Origin of the sequence: Akkermansia sp. GGCC_0220 (assembly GCF_017566105.1) — a bacterium.
Lineage (GTDB): Bacteria > Verrucomicrobiota > Verrucomicrobiia > Verrucomicrobiales > Akkermansiaceae > Akkermansia > Akkermansia massiliensis.
Window position 1 is genome coordinate 48,837 of the sequence record NZ_JABFCI010000003.1, and the last position, 19,666, is coordinate 68,502.

At 52.0% G+C, this 19,666-nt stretch carries 17 protein-coding genes; 14 read left to right on the plus strand and 3 right to left on the minus strand.

The genetic code is table 11. The features are described 5' to 3' along the window. Window positions 1-14: 14 nt before the first annotated feature. Complete coding sequence (locus HJW02_RS03005; RefSeq protein ID WP_022396267.1) at window positions 15-665, plus strand: SDR family oxidoreductase; 651 nt, start codon at window positions 15-17, stop codon at window positions 663-665. Between the two features lie 329 nt (window positions 666-994). Next, a complete protein-coding gene (locus HJW02_RS03010) occupies window positions 995-2,179 on the plus strand; it encodes an acyltransferase (protein ID WP_022396266.1) in 1,185 nt (394 codons plus the stop codon). 68 nt (window positions 2,180-2,247) lie between these two features. On the opposite strand, the gene HJW02_RS03015 is transcribed toward HJW02_RS03010, so the two are convergent. Continuing rightward, window positions 2,248-3,525 carry an alpha/beta hydrolase family protein gene (locus HJW02_RS03015; RefSeq protein WP_102720991.1) on the minus strand — a complete coding sequence of 426 codons (1,278 nt, stop codon included), beginning with the start codon at window positions 3,523-3,525 and terminating at the stop codon, window positions 2,248-2,250. Between the two features lie 84 nt (window positions 3,526-3,609). On the opposite strand from HJW02_RS03015, the gene HJW02_RS03020 reads away from it, so the two are divergent. The 4 genes from HJW02_RS03020 (at window position 3,610) to HJW02_RS03035 (ending at window position 7,144) form a co-directional block, all read left to right on the plus strand. Continuing rightward, on the plus strand, window positions 3,610-4,824 hold the full coding sequence (locus HJW02_RS03020) for a beta-ketoacyl synthase N-terminal-like domain-containing protein (RefSeq protein WP_146017768.1): 1,215 nt from the start codon (window positions 3,610-3,612) through the stop codon (window positions 4,822-4,824). Window positions 4,825-4,848: 24 nt separating this feature from the next. Continuing rightward, the gene (locus HJW02_RS03025; protein ID WP_102720989.1) at window positions 4,849-6,009 is read left to right on the plus strand and encodes an 8-amino-7-oxononanoate synthase; all 1,161 of its coding nucleotides are present in this window, start codon (window positions 4,849-4,851) and stop codon (window positions 6,007-6,009) included. A gap of 19 nt (window positions 6,010-6,028) precedes the next feature. After that, a complete protein-coding gene (locus HJW02_RS03030; protein ID WP_102720988.1) occupies window positions 6,029-6,562 on the plus strand; it encodes a hypothetical protein in 534 nt (177 codons plus the stop codon). Between the two features lie 129 nt (window positions 6,563-6,691). Continuing rightward, window positions 6,692-7,144: a hypothetical protein gene (locus tag HJW02_RS03035; protein ID WP_102733121.1), complete on the plus strand. Its 453-nt coding sequence runs from the start codon at window positions 6,692-6,694 to the stop codon at window positions 7,142-7,144. 14 nt (window positions 7,145-7,158) lie between these two features. On the opposite strand, the gene HJW02_RS13995 is transcribed toward HJW02_RS03035, so the two are convergent. Further along, entirely contained in the window at window positions 7,159-7,287 is a 129-nt protein-coding gene (locus HJW02_RS13995) for a hypothetical protein (protein WP_257228080.1), read from the minus strand. Window positions 7,288-7,863: 576 nt separating this feature from the next. Here HJW02_RS13995 and HJW02_RS03045 point away from each other — a divergent pair. The 5 genes from HJW02_RS03045 to HJW02_RS03065 all read left to right on the plus strand — a co-directional run bounded on the left by HJW02_RS03045 (window position 7,864) and on the right by HJW02_RS03065 (window position 16,021). After that, window positions 7,864-8,415, plus strand: a complete 552-nt coding sequence (locus HJW02_RS03045; RefSeq protein ID WP_022396259.1) for a hypothetical protein — start codon at window positions 7,864-7,866, stop codon at window positions 8,413-8,415. Between the two features lie 60 nt (window positions 8,416-8,475). Beyond that, window positions 8,476-8,649, plus strand: a complete 174-nt coding sequence (locus tag HJW02_RS03050; protein ID WP_156340806.1) for a hypothetical protein — start codon at window positions 8,476-8,478, stop codon at window positions 8,647-8,649. Window positions 8,650-8,990: 341 nt separating this feature from the next. Next, entirely contained in the window at window positions 8,991-9,776 is a 786-nt protein-coding gene (locus HJW02_RS03055) for a hypothetical protein (protein WP_102720985.1), read from the plus strand. A 44-nt stretch (window positions 9,777-9,820) separates the two neighbouring features. Then, window positions 9,821-15,466 carry an RHS repeat-associated core domain-containing protein gene (locus HJW02_RS03060; protein WP_102720984.1) on the plus strand — a complete coding sequence of 1,882 codons (5,646 nt, stop codon included), beginning with the start codon at window positions 9,821-9,823 and terminating at the stop codon, window positions 15,464-15,466. 6 nt (window positions 15,467-15,472) lie between these two features. Next, window positions 15,473-16,021 (plus strand): hypothetical protein, encoded by a 549-nt coding sequence (locus HJW02_RS03065; protein WP_102720983.1) that lies wholly within the window; start codon window positions 15,473-15,475, stop codon window positions 16,019-16,021. A 1,444-nt stretch (window positions 16,022-17,465) separates the two neighbouring features. Here the strand turns inward: HJW02_RS03065 and HJW02_RS03070 are convergent. Further along, a complete protein-coding gene (locus HJW02_RS03070; RefSeq protein ID WP_146018167.1) occupies window positions 17,466-17,678 on the minus strand; it encodes a hypothetical protein in 213 nt (70 codons plus the stop codon). Here HJW02_RS03070 and HJW02_RS03075 point away from each other — a divergent pair. The 3 genes from HJW02_RS03075 (at window position 17,677) to HJW02_RS03085 (ending at window position 19,661) form a co-directional block, all read left to right on the plus strand. Further along, window positions 17,677-18,228, plus strand: a complete 552-nt coding sequence (locus HJW02_RS03075; protein ID WP_022396255.1) for a hypothetical protein — start codon at window positions 17,677-17,679, stop codon at window positions 18,226-18,228. The genes HJW02_RS03070 and HJW02_RS03075 overlap by 2 nt on opposite strands. A gap of 87 nt (window positions 18,229-18,315) precedes the next feature. Continuing rightward, window positions 18,316-18,882, plus strand: coding sequence for a SufE family protein (locus tag HJW02_RS03080; protein WP_102720982.1), 567 nt, complete (start codon window positions 18,316-18,318; stop codon window positions 18,880-18,882). A gap of 8 nt (window positions 18,883-18,890) precedes the next feature. Then, a complete protein-coding gene (locus tag HJW02_RS03085) occupies window positions 18,891-19,661 on the plus strand; it encodes a hypothetical protein (protein ID WP_022396253.1) in 771 nt (256 codons plus the stop codon). Window positions 19,662-19,666: the final 5 nt, after the last annotated feature.

Consider the following 19,666-nt stretch of genomic DNA (forward strand, 5'->3'; position numbering starts at 1 on the left):
GGAGAGGTTCCAGCATGGGAAGGATGTTTATCAGCGGCGGCCACGGCGGTTTGGCGCGGGCTGCCGTGGAGTGTTTTACCGCCGCAGGATGGGAGGCGGATGCTCCGTCACACGCTGAACTGGACGTAGGGGACCGTTCCGCCGTGCGCCGCTGGTTTGATGAACATGCTCCGTATGACCTGGCGGTGTGCGCCGCCGGAATTACCAGAGACAGGCCATTCCTGAAACAGACGGAGAAGGAGTGGGACGAGGTGATGAACGTGAATGTGACGGGAGCCGCCTGGTGCGCCCGCTGTGCCGCCGCAGCCATGGCGAGGGAGAAGCGGGAGGGGCAGGTGGTAATGGTGGGTTCTTATGCGGCGCTTCGCCCGGCTCCGTCCCAGGCGGCCTATGCCGCTTCCAAGTCTGCGCTGGAAGGCCTGGTGAAGAGCCTGGCGCGGGAATGGGGAAGGGAGGGAATACGCGTTAATCTGGTGCTGCCGGGGTTCATGCTGACGGAGATGACGGCCGGGTTGAGGGAGAGCGTGAAGGAGTCTGCTTTGTCCAGGCATGTTCTGGGCAGGTTCAATACGCCGGAGCAGGCCGCGGCGTTTATTCTGTTTTTGCAGGAAGTCCTCACGGCAGCCTCCGGGCAGGTGTTCGATTTGGACAGCCGGATTGCCTGATCATGGGCAGCGGATTTCTTATCCGCGTTTTCATCAATGATGGAAAGGTTTTCCGAAAGAAAAGCCTTTCTTCACAGGGATGCAGCATGATCCGCCATGTGTAAAAAGAATAGGAAAGCCCTGGGAACAAGGGCCTCCCGGTCCTTGAAAAGATATATGAACAGGAGGATATGCCGCTTTCCCCCTCCTGGGATTTTATGCTTTATCCGAAAGCCGGAAGCCTGCCGTTCCCTGCGGGATACCCTTAAACCATCGGAGGTTTTTTCTCAAATACTTTTCCCTCAAGCTTGGAACTTGACCACGGATAAGAAATCCGTTGAAATATCCCCATGAGCTTGCTGTCGGCTGGTGATCAGGGAAAAGGAAAGCCTTCTTCCTATGGTGGTCTGGATATTCCCCTGTCGCGGAATTATGGAATAGACGCCTTGCGCATTGTCGCCATGATGCTGGTTTTGGTTCTTCATCTTTTGGCCGCCACTCATGTATTGCCGCTGGACAATCATGATTCCGCTTCCTACCGGGTAGGGTGGCTTCTGGAGATTGCCGCCTATTGCGGAGTGAATTGTTATGCGCTGATTACTGGGTATGTATGCTGTGACGGGACGTTCAGGTATGAACGCGTGGTTACCTTATGGTTCCAGGTGATTTTTTATACGGCGGGCAGTCTGCTGCTGGTGCTGCTGTTTTCCTCCCAGGTGGTTCATTTTAATGACGTCCTGAATTCGTTGTTTCCCGTTTTAACCGTCCAGTATTGGTATGTGACGGCGTATGTAGGGCTGTTTTTCTTTATTCCTTTCCTTAATGTCCTGGGGAACCGGCTTACCAAATCACAGTTCCAGTATCTTCTGGTTACCGTTTTTGTTCTGTTTTCCGTGGTTCCCACCTTGCTTCACAGGGATGTGTTTCCTGTAGAGGGAGGGTATTCCATCTGGTGGCTGGGCGTTCTCTACATGCTGGGAATGTATATTAAAAAGCATGGCCTGTTGACTGGAATGAGGACGGGCGCCTTATGGATGCTTTATGCCGGGTGTGTATGTTTTGTCTGGGCGTTCAAGATGGTTCTTGACGTGGTGTCCCCGTACCTGATTGGACAGATAAGGGGCGGCGGAACGTTTATTGCCTATAATTCTCCGTTCATTGTAGGAACGGCGGTTGCCCTGTTCCTGATTTTTTCCCGCATGCGTTTTTCATCCCGCAGGACGGTTGCCTGCATTTCATGGCTGGCGGCCGCCTCGTTCAGTGTTTATGTGCTGCATTGCAATGTTTTGATAGGCAAATGGTTTTTATGGGATGTCTTTGAATGGGCCGCGTCTTCTTCCCCTGCGTTGATGGTCGTGAAGGTACTGGCAATGGCTGTTGCGGTGTATGCAGGCTGCTCCCTGGTGGATGCCGTACGGCGTTATTTGTTCAAGACTATGGACGTTAACAGGGAAGCCCGTGCAGTCGTCGGCTTTTTCGGGAAGCTGGGCTGTGCCTTCCGGAAAGTGTGCCGCAGATTGTTTCTGCATTCCTGAAGGCAGGGGAAACGTTCTGTTCCGTTATTCCGCACAACTCGTGTTTGAGAACGGGATGGTTTTCCCGCTTATTGCTGTCCCCTGCCTAAAAGGCCCTTGAGCCAGGGAATGACCAGGTCTTTTTTGAAGAAGTGGTTGCTCGGGTCCACATTGGCGAGGCGGAAAAAGGCGTCTCTGTCCAGCCCTGCGGGCAAATGTTCTCCGTGCCAGCGTTGGGCCGGGTCTGCAAAGCGGGGCTGGTGGCGGTACTGGAAATGGTCCGGCGCTCCGGCTGTGCGGTAGGCCGCGGAAATGAGTTGGAAGTCCCTGTCCAGACCGCCTTCCGTACAGATTACGGGGCGGGGAGCCAGAGCGGCCACAATATCTGGAAAGTCAAACTGCTTCCAGAAACCCGGAATGAGGTGGCGGATGGAGTTGGGCGCGGAGCGCACTCCCCTGCTGCTGGGCATGGTCATGACTTTGGCGCGTTCCAGGGTACGGCACAGGAAGTCATTGTACACAAAGGCAAAGATGTCCGGATTCAGGACGCCCAGCACCATCATGGGTTCCGTTCCCAGGGAGAAGCCGCTCAGGATGATGCGGTTTTTCTGCACCCAGGGGCGTGTTTTTACCCAGTCCAGAACGCATTGGTCCATATAGGAGGTGTAGCCCAGCCAGCTCCAGTCCATTTCCAGCAGGAAACGGGCCAGGTTTTCATAGTCGTGGGAAGAGCGGCCGGCGGCGTGCTCGGCGTCGCCCTCCTCTCCCGTTCCGGCGTTATCCACCACAACGGCGGCCCAGCCCTGTTTGACGTAGTGGCAGGCCATGGCATTGCTGCCCGGCTGCGGTACGGGAGGCTGGGCCAGGTCCGGCGACGTTTCCGCCGCCAGTTCTTCCTTGGTTTGATCAGAACCGGGGATGCAGAATAGCACGGGAACCGGATTTTTTTCTGAAGCGGTATCCGGAACAAGTACCAGAAACGGTACCGCAGCGCCCGGGAGGGGATAGGCTTCCCATTTTTCTACCCAGTAGTGTTCCCTCTGCACGGTTTTTACCAGGACGGGTGCGGGAAGGTTGTCATGAAGGGGGAATTTCATCAGTTTTTCCATGGCTTCCCGGACTTTTTTCTGCCAGGCGGGGAAGTCTTCCGGTCTCATGTCCGGAGAGAATGCGCATGACGGCTGAATGTTTTCCAGCATTGTTTGCACGACGCCGCGGGAGGAGACGTGCCGCTGGTCGTTCCGGGAGGAATGGAGTACCGCCCAGTCAGCCGCCTGGAATTTTCCTTGCGGTGAGGAAAAGGAGAGGGAGGGAAGGCAAATGGCCATGAAGAGAAGAGATAAAAATCCGGCGGTCTGAATGGTCATGGGACTATGATTGCCATAAAAGGAAGCCCGTTGCAAGACGGCAGGGGTACCGTTTTTCCTGGCTGTTCCTGACGTACCGGAAGCTTGAGTTTTTCCGGGTGCGGCAGTAGTCTGGCCGCCGTCATGATTGCGGGGGGAAAAAGTCACGGAAGACCGGAGCCGCGGGTATGCGGCCTGGGGCTGGCTTCCGGCTTTGGCATGGGGGCGGCAGCCCATCTCACCGGAGTGAGGGAAGGGCGCAGCGTGTTGAAGCCGTTGAGGGAACTGTGGGGAGCGGGGTATCCGTGGGGCGATGTTTTGAGCGGGTGGATTCCGGACAGGAAGCTTTTATGCAGCCGCAGGAACGGCCCTGCCTCCCAGTTGGCGCTGCTGCTGGCGCGGCAGGCTGTGGAGGAAGCCGGTTGGGGAGAGGAAGAATTGAAGGATGCGGCCCTGATTGTGGGCAGTTCCCGCGGGAACGCCTCCGGCTGGCTGAGCCCGTGGCCCGGACGGCGGTCCATGAAGATTCTGGCCGTTCCCAATTCCCTGCACAGTGAGCTTGCCTCCTGCGTCAGCATTGAACTGGGGATTCGCGGGCCTTACCACGTGCTGGCGAGCGGCTGCGCCGCCGGTCTGGATGCCGTGGGCATGGCGGCCATGCTGATGCGTCAGGGAATTGTCAGGAGGGCGCTGGCTATCGGGCTGGATTTGCCCTTGTGCCGGGAGCTGCTGGGGACGTACTGGGCTTCCGGGATGCTTTCCCGCAACGGAATGAATGATCCCTACGGTCCCCATGCCGACGGCATGTGCATTTCCGAGGGAGGGGCGGCCATGGCGCTGGAGTTGTCTTCCGGTCCCGGCATTTACGTGAAGGATTATCTGGTGAATTCAGATGCCTACAGCCCGCTGGGAATGCCGGAGGATGGAAAGAGCATTGCCGCCCTGCTGGATGCCGCCCTGCGGAATTGGGATGGAAGGGTTCCTTTGACCGTCTGCCCCCATGCCAGTGGAACGGCGGGGAATGCCGCTTCCGAGCGGGCCGCTTTAAAACGGGTTTTTGGAACCGGCCTTCCGGATTTAAGGATGATGAAGCCCTGGACGGGTCATGCCATTGGCGGCAGCGGCATTCTGGAACTGGCCCTGATGCTGGCTTTTATCAGGGAGGGGGCTTTGCCACCTAATCCTTTCTGGGTAAGTTCCCCGGCAGGTGCGGCTTGTGTTGCGGAAGAATTGCCTTTGGATGGGAGGCGGATGCTGGTTAAGTCCGCCGCTTCCATGGGCGGCCATAATGTAGTGCTGAGCCTTGACGTGGACGGCTAACATGTTTCTGTAGCGAGAACGCTTATGAAGAATCCTGGACAGTTTTTATCAGAGTTGAAGTCCGCGGGACTGCTGCGCGTTCTGCGGAATGTGGATTGCCTGCCCGGCGGCATGGCCCGCATGGAGGACGGCCGGGAGGTAGTCAACCTGGCAAGTAATGATTACCTGGGCCTGGCTCATCATCCGGCCCTGGCGGAGGCTTTTTCCCGTGCGGCGCGTGATGGCGGAGCCGGGGCCATGGCTTCCCGCCTGGTCACGGGGACGCGCCGGGCGCATTCCGGTCTGGAGGAGGCCCTGGCTGATCTGAAGGGGACTGAAGCGACGGTCAGCTTTTCCTCCGGTTACGCAACCTCCCTGGGGGTGATTACCTCCATTGCGGACCGGGAGGATACGGTGCTGATGGACAAGCTGTCCCATGCCAGCCTGATTGACGGGGCGCGGCTGTCCGGTGCCCGCTTGTCCACGTTCCTGCATAACGACATGGAATCATTGAGAAAAAAGCTGGAGCATTTGCGGAGCGCGAATCCTTCCGGCGGAATCCTGGTGGTGACGGAATCCGTTTTCAGCATGGACGGGGACCGCGCGCCTCTTCAGGAAATCGTGCGCCTGAAGGATGAATTCGGCGCTCTGCTGCTGGTGGATGAAGCACACGGATTCGGTGTGCTGGGAGAACACGGGGCGGGATTGGCGGAGGAACTGGGCGTCTCCTCCCGAATAGATTTTCAGATGGGGACCTTGAGCAAGGCCGCCGGGGTGAGCGGCGGTTATGTAGCCTGTTCCCGCGCCTGGGCGGATGTGATGATCAATTCTGCGCGGTCCCTGATCTATTCCACGGCTCCGCCTCCCGCCCTGGCCGCCGCCGCCCTGGCCGCGGTGGAAGTGATCCGGAGTGCAGAAGGGCAGGAACTGCGCCGTCATGTTTCCGTGCTGGCGGATGCCTTGTCCTCCGCGCTGGGAATGCCCGGCAGGCCCGTTTCCTCCATCTTCCCCGTGGTAATGGGAGAGAATGATGCCGCCCTGGCCGCAGCGGGTACGTTGCTGGAACGCGGTTTTCTGGCTCCCGCCATACGTTATCCTACGGTCCCCCGCGGAACGGCCCGTCTGCGCGTTACGGTGACGGCGGCCCATCGGGACGTCCAGATCGGGCGGTTGGGAAAAGCGTTGGCGGAGTTGCTTCACGGATAATAACATAATTACTTGAATAATGATGAAAGCGTTGTCTTCCCATTCCCTTCATTTGGTCCTGAGCCTGTTTTTCCTGCCGATGATCGTGGTGTATGCCGTGACCGGCCTGCTGTACATGGGCGGCGTGGACCAGCACTTCACTTCCCATGTGGCGGTGCATGAGCTGAATGCCGCCGACCAGCCGCCCTATGAGGATTCCTGCAGGGAACTGGAACGCCGCGGAGTGGCATTGCCGGAAGGAAAGGTAAGGCCGTTCAAAGGGAACTACCTCCTGGGTCCTATGACGGATACGCATGTGCTGTTCCTCAGGAAAGGCCATGCCCTCCGGGCGGAAGTGGTGGAGCCCGGCATTTACCCCAATCTGATGCTGGCTCACAAGGGGAAGGCGGGATGGTGGTTTACTGCGTTAGGATACGGGGCGGCTCTTTCCCTGATTATACTGTATGTTACCGGAATTCTGCTGATGTGGAAAAACCGCGGGAAGCGGAAATTGATGCTGGTCAGCGCCTTCTTGGGAACAGCCGCTGTGGTGGTGGGGTATCTGATGCTTTGAGGCGTGGAATGACAGCCGGATGTCCGGAATGGCAGAGCTTGCATCTTGACAGGAATGCTCTCTTCCAGTAAGGGAAGGGATGAAGGTTCCAAAGGGAATTTTCACTGAACTCCATAGAATAACACGATCATGAATGCTCCTGATTCTTCTCCCCCTCCGTCCTGCTGCAGCGGTTCCCCTTCCTGCACGGCTGCTTTGGTCCTCGGCATTATTGCCCTGGTGCTGGCGTTGATCGGATTTTTCCCGTGCCTGGGCTGGATTACCCTGATTCCTGCGGCTCTGCTGGCCATTATTGCCCTCATCATGAGTATTGTGGCTGTGAGCAAGGGCTCTCCCAAGGGCGCTCTTGTCGTCGCCATTATTGCGTTGGCGGCATCTGCCGCAGCAGGCATTGTCCAGGCATGGATGGCCAGCGCGACCGTGACTTACATGGAACAGCACCAGGATTATGTGGAAAAGAAGGCGCAGGAGATCCAGAAAGAGCTTCAACAGATGGAGCAGCAGAACCAGGAGCAATTGAAAAGGCTCAGGGATGCGGAGGATTCCTCCCCCGCTGATGAAACGGGTTCCCAGGACCTGTAGTTTCTGAAACGCTTTCAAGGGAGCACGGCGATGAATTGCATGCGCTCTGCGTGGCGTTCATGCCGCAATAGCTGGATGATCAGGAAAGTGTGGCTGCCTGCATGGGCCATCCTGTCCTTACTGTTGTTGGCGCCGTCCCTCATGGCCCTGGCAGTCAGTCCTGCCGGGATGAATTCACTGGCGGCTTCCGTGGCCGTGCCTCACCGGGAATGCCCTTTGTGCGGCATGACGCGCGGGTATGTGGAAATGGCCCGCGGGAATATACGCGCCGCATGGGAGAGGAACCGGGGCGCTCCGGTCTGGTTTATGGCTGGGCTGCTCAATGGAGGAGCTGCCGTGTTTTATCTGGCATGGTGTTGGCGGAGGAGGGCAGGCTTGGGGAAGAAAAATGGTCTTCCGGGATGAAAAAACAGCAGGCGGAAAGGGAAAAACAACTTCCTGACCGGTGCAGGGCCATGGATGTGTCATGCGTTTTTTGTCATACTGGCGATGTTCTGAAGAAGGCATGCAGCTAGGGAAGCAGTATGATTGACCATGCAATCATGGTATTTATTTTTAGCGCATTGAGAAGCGTTCGGCCTTTGTTTTGACATGAGCCGGGGATGTTGGAACAGGAGAGAGCCGTCAAGGGGCAACAGGGAGGTTCCTTGACAGATTTTACACGCTTTCTTTAACATTAGAGCGTTTCCGTGTCTGGAAATCCAATGAAAAAATGAAAGATGAACAAAATAAACTACTCGGATCCCCGCCGTTCCGTCCCCGATACCGTTTCAACCATTCTTGCATTGGTTCTGGGTATTGTAGGATTGATTCTCGCGTTGCTCGCCTTTCTTCCATGTCTGGGGTGGGTAGCAATTGTTCCCGGCCTTCTCTGTGCCATTCTGGCTATTATTCTGGGAGCGGTAGCGGTAAAGAGGAGTGATGACAGGACGTATGGTTCTGCCAGGGGCGCGCTGACTTGCGGGTGTGTCGGCCTGGTGATCATTATTGGAGCGATCATTTATCAGGGCATGATTCTGGCGCCTGTGATGAAACAGGCGGATGCCCATACGGAGGAATTCACATGGACGGCTTGCAGCGCTGTGAGGGAGGCGCGGAAGGAAATGCACCCCAACGCATGCGAGGCGGTGGACCGTGTTATCTCTTTGATCGACCATCCGGAGGAAAGAAAAGAGACGGTGACGGAGAGGTTCCTGGAGGTAGCGCCACCGGCTCCAAGGGGCGCTACTGCCGTACTGGAAGGCCCGGTGCCTTCTGTTTCCGGTAAATGAGGCGGTAAAATCTTTGAAGGCAGGGCACCCGGTGTTCGTTTACCGGCTGTTTCTTCTGTCATGGAAATCCTGCAGGCAGGGCGGTTTGAAGGGGATTGCATGTCCATTCAAACCGCCCTTCTTCATGCACGCGGCAAAGAGGCTTTGGCTGGCGGAAACGTACAGGGCGGAGAAGGGCCTTTTTATGGGATTCAGCATATTGAGTCTTCCGTGCGGATGAGAGGAAAGAGATAATTTGACAGGCGGGAGGACGGAATGGATGCAGTTGCAGACTTTTCCGGCAGTCTGAACGGCTGGTTGGAGAAGAGGGTATCCCCTGCTTGTGATAATGTCCATATCGGTGGAAATGGGGCCAGGTATTCATTTTCTTTTCTTGCCGAGGGGCAACGCGGAGGAAGGGCCGGAAGAAACGCATGAGAGGAAAAGACAGACTCATTACTGCCACCGTGAAAATGCCTCAATTTATTTGAAACCAATGTCCTAGGCCCGTTAAAACAGCGTGCATTCATACAGGGTAATGATGAAGGTTGGAACTGATGCAACGCATCATTTCATTACAACTCACGATTATCTGTATGAATGAATCCATATCAAATTCTCCGCAGCCTGATCCTGTGGAGCAGCCGGGAATCATCTTTTTCATTCCCTGCAAGGCAAACAACGCTCCTCTGCTGGTGGAAGCTGTACAGGGCATCCGCCGTGCCGTTCCGGAAGCGTCTGTCATTATTCTGGACGATGACCGGGCACGCTGTCCCCAAACCGTCAGGGAAGTGCTGAGGAACATGTCCGTGGAATGGAAAGTGCTGAAGAAAACTGATACGTCCTCCGAACATGCGGCCGCTATTCTGGCTCTGATGGCTCAGGCTGTGCGCCATGAACATGATGTGCTGGTGCGCACCAAGCCGGACAATCTCATTCTCCATGCCGGTTTTTTAAGGGAATTTGCCCGTTCCGAAGCGGGATTATCCGGAACCTGTCTTCGGTCCGGCCTGCTGTGCAATGAGCTTTATGCCCTGAAGCCTGCTGTGCTTCGGGCCATTCTCCAGCATCTGGAGCAATCCTCCTCCGTGATGAAATGTCCGGAGGGCGCCGTCATCCTGGGAGCGTTTACCGCCCTGTTCCCGGATGGGGCCCCACTCCTCGCCAGGGCATGGACGCGAGGAACCGGAGGCCCCCTGTGGGGGCATTACAACTGGACGACCTTTCCGTCTGCGGAATCCCTGGCAGACATGGACATGATCTCCATGAGCCGGCGTTATCAGGACAAGGTGGCGCGTCGCGCCCGCATCTCCGTCATGAGATGCCTGCGGAACGCCATCTGTAACCGTCCTGTTTCCGTGGACCGTCAGCCTGCCGCCTGAACCTGACCCAAAGCATCTGCCGGGAATGGGGCCGGGGAAATTCCATGGCGGCGTTTTCCCTTATTCCCGGCAGATGCATCAATGACAATAAAACAATGAAAGAAATTAATGATCAGTCATCCGCTCCGGAACAATCCGGAGAAATGCCCAGCCACCCCGTGACATTTGTCTCCAATGATGAACCGTCTCCGATGCCGTGGCCCAATACGTGGTACCCTGTCACTCCCATAGGGCCGGAGACGGAATACCCGTGCCCGTGTTCCGAGGGCGACTCCGGTACGGGAAGTACGGACAACAACAGCGTGGACTTCTCCATAGAATTCGGACGCTTTCCCAAGTGGCCGGAATTGAGTGGAGGCCGCCTGATGCTGAACCTGAACATGATGGATGCCGGGTTATGCTGGGGGACCGCTTTCCAGTACGAGCACATTTCCCAGCGCCGTCTGGAAGTGGCTGAAACCCTCAATGCATCCATCAGCCGCCCGGAAGAACCGGAAGACGTTTCCCGGGCGGTGGTGAAGACGGAAAAAGGATTTCCGCGTTATTACAGCTTTGCCTCTCCAAATATTTCCGGGGCAGAGGCGCTTGGCGGTAGCCAGATGTTCCAGGACAGGATGCGGCGCGTTGTGGTGGATGGCGTTTCCTATCTGGAAGAAGTTCAGGAAGACGGCATGACCATGCGCTTCCGCCCCAATTCCGCCTTATTTGATCATATCGTAACGCCGCTCGGCGTGAAAATCACCTTTGCTGAACTGGCCGCGGAACTTCAGGTAGTCAGGCAGGATGTCTCTGACGAACCCGGCAGTGCGGTGGAAACCTTCAATTCCCTTTCCCTGTTCATGCTGAAGCAGGTGTGGAATAAGACGGACGGCTTGCTGGACCTAAGCGATGTTCAGAGCATTAGATGGTATGCCCCCGCAGACGTGACAGGGCGGCACAACGATGGCACGTATATCATTCGCAAAGGAGCTGTTCCCATCAAGACATGGAAGCTGTCCTGGACGTTCGCGGATACGGAGACGATGGTTGCCAGGGCTGTGGATGAAGAAAATCCGGAAGTGACCCAGATGCTGTTGCAGACATTCCGTATTGAAGAACCGGGAGGTTTTATCAGCGAATGGCGCGCGGGTCTTTACCCGGATGACCTGACTCTGGTGAAAGGCGAGGGGGATGATGCCATCAGCATCGTCACCAGATGCCTTCCGGCGGCCGGCCATGAAAACCTGGTTGCCAAGGATATTAACGGACAGGCCATGGTGGCGGGAGGGTACTACACAGACAAGAAGGAAAAATTCAAGTATGTATACAGCGGCGTGGCCGGAACCGGGCATGCCGTGCTGTGTTCCGCAGAAAAGGAAGTATACCAGCGCCGTTTGTACGGGGACGTCCTTATCTCCCGCACGGAAGGATATGGAACCCCGCTGGAAAGAACATGGACGTACGGATACGGCAGCGATCCTTCTTCCCCCAATTATGGCAAACGCATCAGGGAAACGCGCCCGGACGGAGCCGTGGTGGAGATGGAGTATGATTCCAACGGGAACGTGATTCAACGGACGGAGCCGTGGTATGGGGATATTTCTATGAGAACTTCCTATTCATATGCAGATGAATTGTTCAATGACCGGAGAATTTCTCAGGAGCTTGTAGAACTGGTATCTCCTCAGAGGACCGAATGTCTGGAAAAAACACAGTATGAATACAATAAGACGGAACAGGTTTATTCGAAAACCGCCACACGCACCTATCTGGGTTCTACAAATGTGGGTGTTCTGAATTCGGTAACTACGGTTGAGGAATGGTACACAGTTCATGACTGCGTGTATGTGCCAGGACGGTTGAAATGCAGATATCAATATGAAAACGTGCAAGATGTGGATAATCCTGATATAGTAAATAATGGAGAAGCCAGAAATATTTCACGTCGCGAATATTCTGCCTGCAGTGATTATGGCGCTGTTTGGAAATGTACAGAGGATGACTATATAGATGTGGCGGATTCAGAAAAGTCCTCCAGGATAATTCGCTATTATGCAGAGAACGGAGATGAAATTGCTACAGACCATCAAGTTCATTTATATTCGCCGGGATTTGTCTCCATTGACTTTCGCCGGATGTCCTATGATCCTTCACATCGTTTGATCCGGACAGATTACGCCAATGGCTTGTATTCCATGATGGAATGGAGTTGTGCGGGACCATTGTGGGAAACAGATGTAAGAGGGCTGCAGACGCGTTATACCTATGATGGGGCCAAACGTCTGGTGTGTGTGGAAAGGGATGCTGCCGTGGCTGTGGAAAATTGGAATGATGTAGATATGAATGCCGTTTGTCCGGATAGTATAACGGAAACGACATACGATGGGATGGGGAGGATTTTGTCAGTGAGCCACTCCATAGGGGACAGGAAAACGACGGTTTCTTCCCAATATGATTTACTGGGAAGAGTCACTTCCCGGACGGATAAGATGGGGCGAACCTCCCTTTATTCTTATTCCCAAGACGGATTGACAATGATTGAAACAACATCGCCCGGAGCTACGCTGGTGACCAGGAAAGCTCCTTCCGGCCTGGTTGTGGAAGAGTCCGGCACAGGACGGGAGGCGCGTTATTATGAATATAAGGCGGACTGGTCCGGGATTTGGAAATATATACGCCGTCTTTCCTCATCCGGAGATATGATAGAAAATATTCTGGAAAATGCAGATGGCAAGATATTGAGAATTTTACATTCTAACGGCGCTGTGATGGTAGACCAGTATAACGCCGAATATAACGGATTCGGGCAAATAGTATGTGAACAGCAAAAGAATGAATGCCCGTTGTGGTACCATTATAATAACAGAGGAGAACTGACGGGATGGATGAGGAGTTGGAATGACTGGCCTGATAATTCTCCATACAGGTATTCAGTGGTTTCCCGTTATACCCGCCTGTCTTTTCCTCCTCCCGGATTGTCTGCTTCAGCGGTAAATGCTGTCTGGCGTATGGACTACGTACAGGCTATTTGTGAGGGATTGGATGCTGACTTCGAATATACATATACATTAGTCTCCAGAACGGACAGTGCCCTGCAATCTTTGGAGTCAGTCGTTATGAGGGAGAGGCTACCGGAATACCGTTCCATTTGGGAAAAAGTTTACAATGAAAACGGTAATATACGTGTTCTAAGGGGACGGAAGGGATGTGACAGGGAAGAGGAAGAAGTCATCCTGAACGGGGATACCGTACGCCTGATACAAATAGATGGGACAATGACCCAGTACAAGCGTACTTACAGTATGACCGGAGATATGCTTACAATCCGCGATGCCCGTGGTAAAGACATGACCATCGTCAACGATGCCACAGGAAGGGAAACAAGCCGAACGGACCAGGACGGAGAGACGACTACTACCTCCTATGATGCGGTTACAGGGCTGGCAAATTGTATTGTAACTCCTGATGGCAAGCAGACATGGTTTTCCTATGATTTTCGTGGACGCTTAGTGCAGCAGTATGGAACGGCTGTCCAGCCCATCAAATGGGAATATGATGCCATGGACCGTATTGTGGCTCTGCATACCTATCGTGCATCAGGATCTGTTCTGGATGCGATTCCATCCTCGGATTCCGATATCACACGCTGGACTTATGACCCTGTGAGTGGACTTGTGGTGAATAAGACTTATGCGGATGGTTCCATGACTTCGTATTACCATGATGACTGGGGGCGTCTGGGAACTCGTATCCAGTCCCGCGGAGTGACGACGGAATACCAGTATGATACTGTATCAGGAAAAATAGCTTCTATAACGCATAGTGATGGAACTCCGTCTGTGTCATTTTCCTATGATAGGATGGATCGGTTATCTTCCGTCCAGGATGCATCCGGAACACGTTCCTTTTACTATTGGGATCTTGAAGATATTGCCTACGAACAAACTTCTGGCATGGTAGCAAGCCTGCTTGAGTACCAGCGTGATTCTTTGGATCGTTCGTCCGGATATACGTTTTCTCTGAATGGAACAATGGTACAGCAGGTCGCTCTGGAATATGATGTCGCAGACCGCCTTTCTGCAATGTCGCTTAATGGTTCATCCTTTACGTATGGATATGATTCGGCTACGGGCTGGCTCAACAGTTTGACCTATCCGAATGGATTGGTTAGAAACACAGTGTTTCATGCCAATCTTCCTTTGCCGGTGTCCCTGACTTACGTGAAGGGAACTTCCTCCATTCCTGCGCTCAAGCACGCCTATACGTGGGACAGTATGCGGCGTCCTTCCGTACGGGAAGACTATGTGGGTTCAACTGCTCTTTCCCGTCGCCACACATATGGCTACAATGCACGAGGGGAATTGACGGAAGACACCATGAACGCGGGAGGAGCCTTCAGCTATGACTATGACAATATCGGCAACCGCCAGACGGCGGCAGAACAAGGCATTTCCAGTACCTATCGAAGCAATAGTTTGAACCAGTATGCTACTGTGACACATTCAGGAACAGCCTTCGCACCTGTGTATGACTCTGACGGTAATCAAACGAGTGTGAACACTTCCACAGGAATATGGTCTGTCCAGTATAATGCGGACAATCGTCCGGTGGTCTTTACACAGGGAAGCAAAAAGGTGGAATGTGTGTATGACTATCTTGGTCGACGTGTGGAAAAAGTGGAATATGATGGAAATAACTTGACCAGACGTACAAGATTCGCGTATATGGGATATCTAATGGTGGCAAGCATGGACTGCACGCAAAATACCTCCAATCCGCCCTTGCTGGGTACGTGGTTCTGGGATCCCTCTGAATCGGAGTCGACACGGGTATTGGCGATGTGCACGCACAACGCGGACAAGAGCGTGGCCACCACCCGGTATGTGGCGCACGATCTGCTCAAGAGCGTAAGCGCTCTCTTTGACTCCTCGGGAAACCGTCAGGCGAAGTTTGAATATACGCCCTACGGAGAAACCTTGAGTTCGGAAGGAATTAAGGCTGCGTCTATGCCATTCCTTTATTCCTGCGAGTACCATGACGAAGACTTAGGTTTGATTTACTACAATTACCGCCATTACAATCCCCAAGATGGTCGCTGGATATCCAGAGATCCGATTGGAGAAAAAGGTGGTGTCCATTTATATGGATTTGTAAAAAATAATCCTGTATCAATCAGTGAGTATCTAGGTCTGTCTTTTTCTTCCAGAGAAGAACGGTATGGAGATGGTTGCGTTTTAACACAGGACCCTAGTGATATTACAGTGACTGAGGAGTTTGCTGGAACACGGGAAACCGAAAGATATGTACGTAAAGTATCTGAAGCAGTAATTGAAAAGCACACTAAACGTCCTAAACTTGTAAAAACCGCAGTTAAAGGATTAGATGCTTTAGGGATGTCTTTCACTACGGCGGCACCCTTTTTGCTTTCTTTACAGGTGAACGTAAAAGTAGAATTTACATGTAGGTGTAAATGCAAGTGTGAAGGTTGGTTAAAAAATGCGCTGTATGGAGAAGCAATTGCTCCAATGACAGGTTCATTTACAATTAATAGCAGAACCTTTGGTAACGGGAATCCATATACTGACGGATTGGGATCTATCAACAAGATACCAAAAAAAGAGGAAATTGAAGAAAAGAAACAAGAAGAATTCAATAAGCTTTTTTCGTCAAAATTAAAAGAATGTGAAGAGAAATGTAAAAAGTTAAGATAAACTAGCATGAAATGTAATATAAGTAAATATTTTTTATGGAGTGCAATAGGGGTGCTTTTCGCTGCAAATATTGTTTGGAGTATAATTTTTCTTTCAACCCAGAATTCTGTATGTGATCCGGAACAGGATGATATACAAATGTGTCAGGAACAAATAGACCGACTTTCCTATATTATTTCATTATCTGCTGAAATGGCAGTATTGAGGAAAGAAAAGGGTGATATGAAGGAGCTTGAAATTCTCTTACGGCAAATTGTAGATCAGATAACTGCTAATGTCATAGCAAATTCCATCTATGAATTTGATGGAAAAGGCTTAGTGAAATTTGACTTAATGAATAAAATATTTAAAGGATTAGTAGATGCCGGCTTGATTGATCCGGAAATATTGCAAAGTCCATTAGGCATTTATGAAGATGCAAAAAATCATAAAATAATACATAACTTGTATTCTTTCAATGGTAATACTGTTAAAAAAACTATGACGGTGGATGAATGTAAAAATTTTCAGAAATGGTTTTATGATAAAATAGTGAATCAAGTTGAGAAGGATTAGTTTTAGTTTTTATTGACTTTACATCATTTAATGAGGTTGTTTTATCAAATTAAAGCAACCTCATTTTTTTTAATATCTAAGAGTAACACTGAATGTAGAAATGATCCAAGCTATGGCAATGCAATTTCGCTATTCCTGTGAATGCTGTAACGAGAATTTGGGCTTAATATACTACATTAACTAATATATTGATTCTACTGTGTTATTTGATTACTGGCACTCATTTCAGTTCATCTATAGGTTTTGATGTTTTTAGTTATCCGTAATATCAGTATCTCAGCAGATAGTACAGATGTGCTAGACAGCAATAAAAAGGAGCGATGGGACAAGACGTACAAATATACTTAGGTAGATCATTTGGGATTTAAATGCTAACGCAGATGGGATCCCTCAAGAGAGACAAATAGACTAAAGTAGCTACACGCTAGGGAAATTGGAAAATATAAATCCTTCTAAATTTGTAGAAAATTCCTCTTCTTCTTGAAGTAAGTTTCTCGTATTTAAGAGAATAACTGGTTATCGGCCGGATGAATCGACAATACAAAATATGAAATTCGAAGGTTGATTTTCAGAAAAGAAATAACGGTCAATATGCCGGGAAAATTATGCAAGGTCAGATTCAACGGAGCAATATATTGATGCAGTCGTAGATGCCGTTCTTAATATGTATAAGGATAAAAGTAAAATTACTGTTGATAAAAGAGATTGCGATATCATATCTTTATCTAAGTTTTTAATATAAAGTAAATTATACGCCGAGGTACATATGTGCCTCGGTTTTTGTTCATAGGGAGCTCAGTTGATGGGAACGAGCATGGATTGCCTGTCCTACACCTCCAATTCATTTTTATTTGGCAGACAGCTTTGGAGCTTTCTGAACTGGGGGTAAAGCGGGGTTTGGGGTGCAAGGTACAACGCGAACAGGGAAGAAAAGGCAAGTGGTGCCTAATGTTATTCCAGGGGCTACGGGTTATTGGCCATTGTGTCAGGATAGACTATCAATGCTATTGGAAGAGAGGGAGATGAGTATCGATTCCCTTTTTAAATGGTGCTGCCTTTTGAGGAGAGCTGTTTTTGTCCTATTGCCTGTGGTCTTGTGCATGGGATGGTATATATGGACTTCATGGAAGGATTGGTTTCGCTGGCATGGGTCCGATATTTGAAGCGTTTCTTCCGGGGAGCGAATCGTGTGTGAAGATTGAGGACTATTCACGGAAAGCCTGTTTGGTTCTTGAAAAGCGAAGAGGCTTTCGCTGTCTGTTTTTAAAATGGTTTGAGGTTCTTTCTGCTTGTTAGGAAAGAATGTTTTTTTACTTTGGGTGAAAGTGGCCGCGAATAGAAAAAGCAGCTTGACCTGCCTTCTCTGATTGGCTATAGGGAGGGGCCAAGTGGAAGCTCCCTTAGAAAGCTCTCTTGAGACTGTCTATAAAGGATTGCCGGTTTTTTAAATGCCGGGAGGGGAGGAAAGGTCTGCTGCGCAGGATTCTTCATGAACGCCAGAAGCGTTCCAGATATGGAATATTTTGCTTTTTTTCTTTATTGCATAGTTTTCTAATATTGCTTTTTTTGATGAAGTTGCGCTGTTTTCTAACATTTTTATTCTAGGCCCGTTTGATTTTATATATATAGTTTTTGGATATTGTATGAATATTTGCATGTCCATCTATAGATCAATCGAATTGCGGAAGAATACATCCGGAAGTTATAAGGTCAGACTAACCATTGACCGGGGGAGCAAGTTCTGCGGCGCCAGGAAGTCGCTCGGTCTTGGCACCCATCAGGAGGATTGTGCGTTAAGGCGCGCCTACCTGATGCGGTGCTTATTGTTCCATATGGGATGGTTTCCCGGTGGAAAGATTGCCGTCAGGAATTCCGCCGAATGCGGTATTAAGGAGGTTGTGTGGGACAGCATGGACTGCATCGGAGATTCCGGAATGTTCAGGCTCACCGGAAGGGGCTGCCGCGTCGCCACGGATGAAACGATGGTCATCTGGTTTCAAACGAATGGAGATGAGGCAGTGCAGTGTCTTCGTTTGCTTATTTCCGGATGGAGAATAGATGACCGGGCGGGTGACCTGAGGGTTTTGATTCAGGGATTACAGCATTGCGCCTCGGAACAGCGCCAGCATCCCTGCCGGATTTTGAATATTGAAATCGGGTCTGGTTCCATGATGGCAGCGCGGGACGAGTGTGTATTGAAGGGCTAGGGAGCCGGACCGTTCCGGTTAAGTCAATTTTCAAGAGGGTTTTCTGAACGGTCGGAATTGCTTTTAATATATAACGAATAAGAACATATGGATTGTTTTGAAGAACGGCGGCAGGTTCTACTGCAGGAGCTGGCCGCCCTGTCCGGGGAGGGGGCTCTGTACGGTTTTTTAATGCGCCAGGGGGAACAGTTGCCGCCCTTTGCGGAGGAATGGAAAACGGAAGCCTGCCTCCTGCGGGGATGCCAGTACCGGGTATGGCTGCGGCTGGAGCTTGCAGGCGGTCTGGTGCGGATTGATGCCGATAGCGATTCCCTCATCAGCCGAGGTTTGATGGCTCTGTGGGTGCGTCTGTTTTCCGGACTGAGGCCGGGAGAAGTGCTGGCCGCAGAGACGGATTTCCTTCATCAGGGTGTTCTTGGCGGCTGGCTGATTCCTTCCCGGGCGAATGCCCTGGGCAATATGGCCTCCAGAATCAAGTTGGGCGTGCTGCGGTTGAAGCAGGAGGCGCGGAAGGAGGCCGCAGTGTCTGGCTCTCCTTCTTTCCTGCCGGAGCTTTCCTTGGAGCCTGTTGAACAAGGCCCGTTGCGGCAGATGGAGATGTCCGGCAGTTCCTGTCATGATGATCGCAAACAGGAAAAAGAGTTCCAGCGATAGAGTTATTGATGATGAAAAAGAAAGCAAGCATTCACGTTCATTTGTTCGTTTATTCGGGAGACGCCGCCCTGGTCGGGGAGAATCTGCTGTGTGTCCGGCATGCCCTCCCCGGAGCCCATTTGGTCGTGATTGACGACGGGCGCCATCCTTGCCCGGATGAGGTGAAGGCGCAGGCGGAGGAACTGGGGGCGGAATGGCGCGTGTCCTTTTGGGAAAGAGGCGGCAATTTGAGGGGGAAGGCCTGTATTGAAGGGATGCTGGGGGAGATGCTCCGGAGCATGGACGATGAAGGGGATACCCTGGTGAAGATAGATGCGGATACGGTGATGGTGTCGGGAGATGATTTGCTGCGTTTTGCCGACCGGAGGGAGATGGTGTTCTGGGGCAGCGGTTCCGTGGAACAGCGTGTTTACGGCTGCCTGTATGCCTTGAAGGCGTATGCGGCCGTAAAAATCCGGGAGTATGTTCGCAGGCTGGAGCTGCTGCCGGACGCGCCGGAAGATATTGTGATAGGCACCAGCGCTTTTAATTTATATCCTGGAGAGGAACGGCACATGGTTTATGCTCCCTTTGGTCCGGACGCGCCGGACAGCGGGTGGACGGCGTATTACTGGGGACGTTATCCGGAGGTGAAGGGTTACCAGCGTTTCACCATGGTGACGACGGGCAATCCTCCTCCGCAGCCGCTGGACAAGCGTCACCGTTTGCCCGTCATGAAGAATTTACGGCAGATGGCGGATATCCGGCGGCGTCTGACGGGCGCCGGGCACGGTTTATAGGAAGG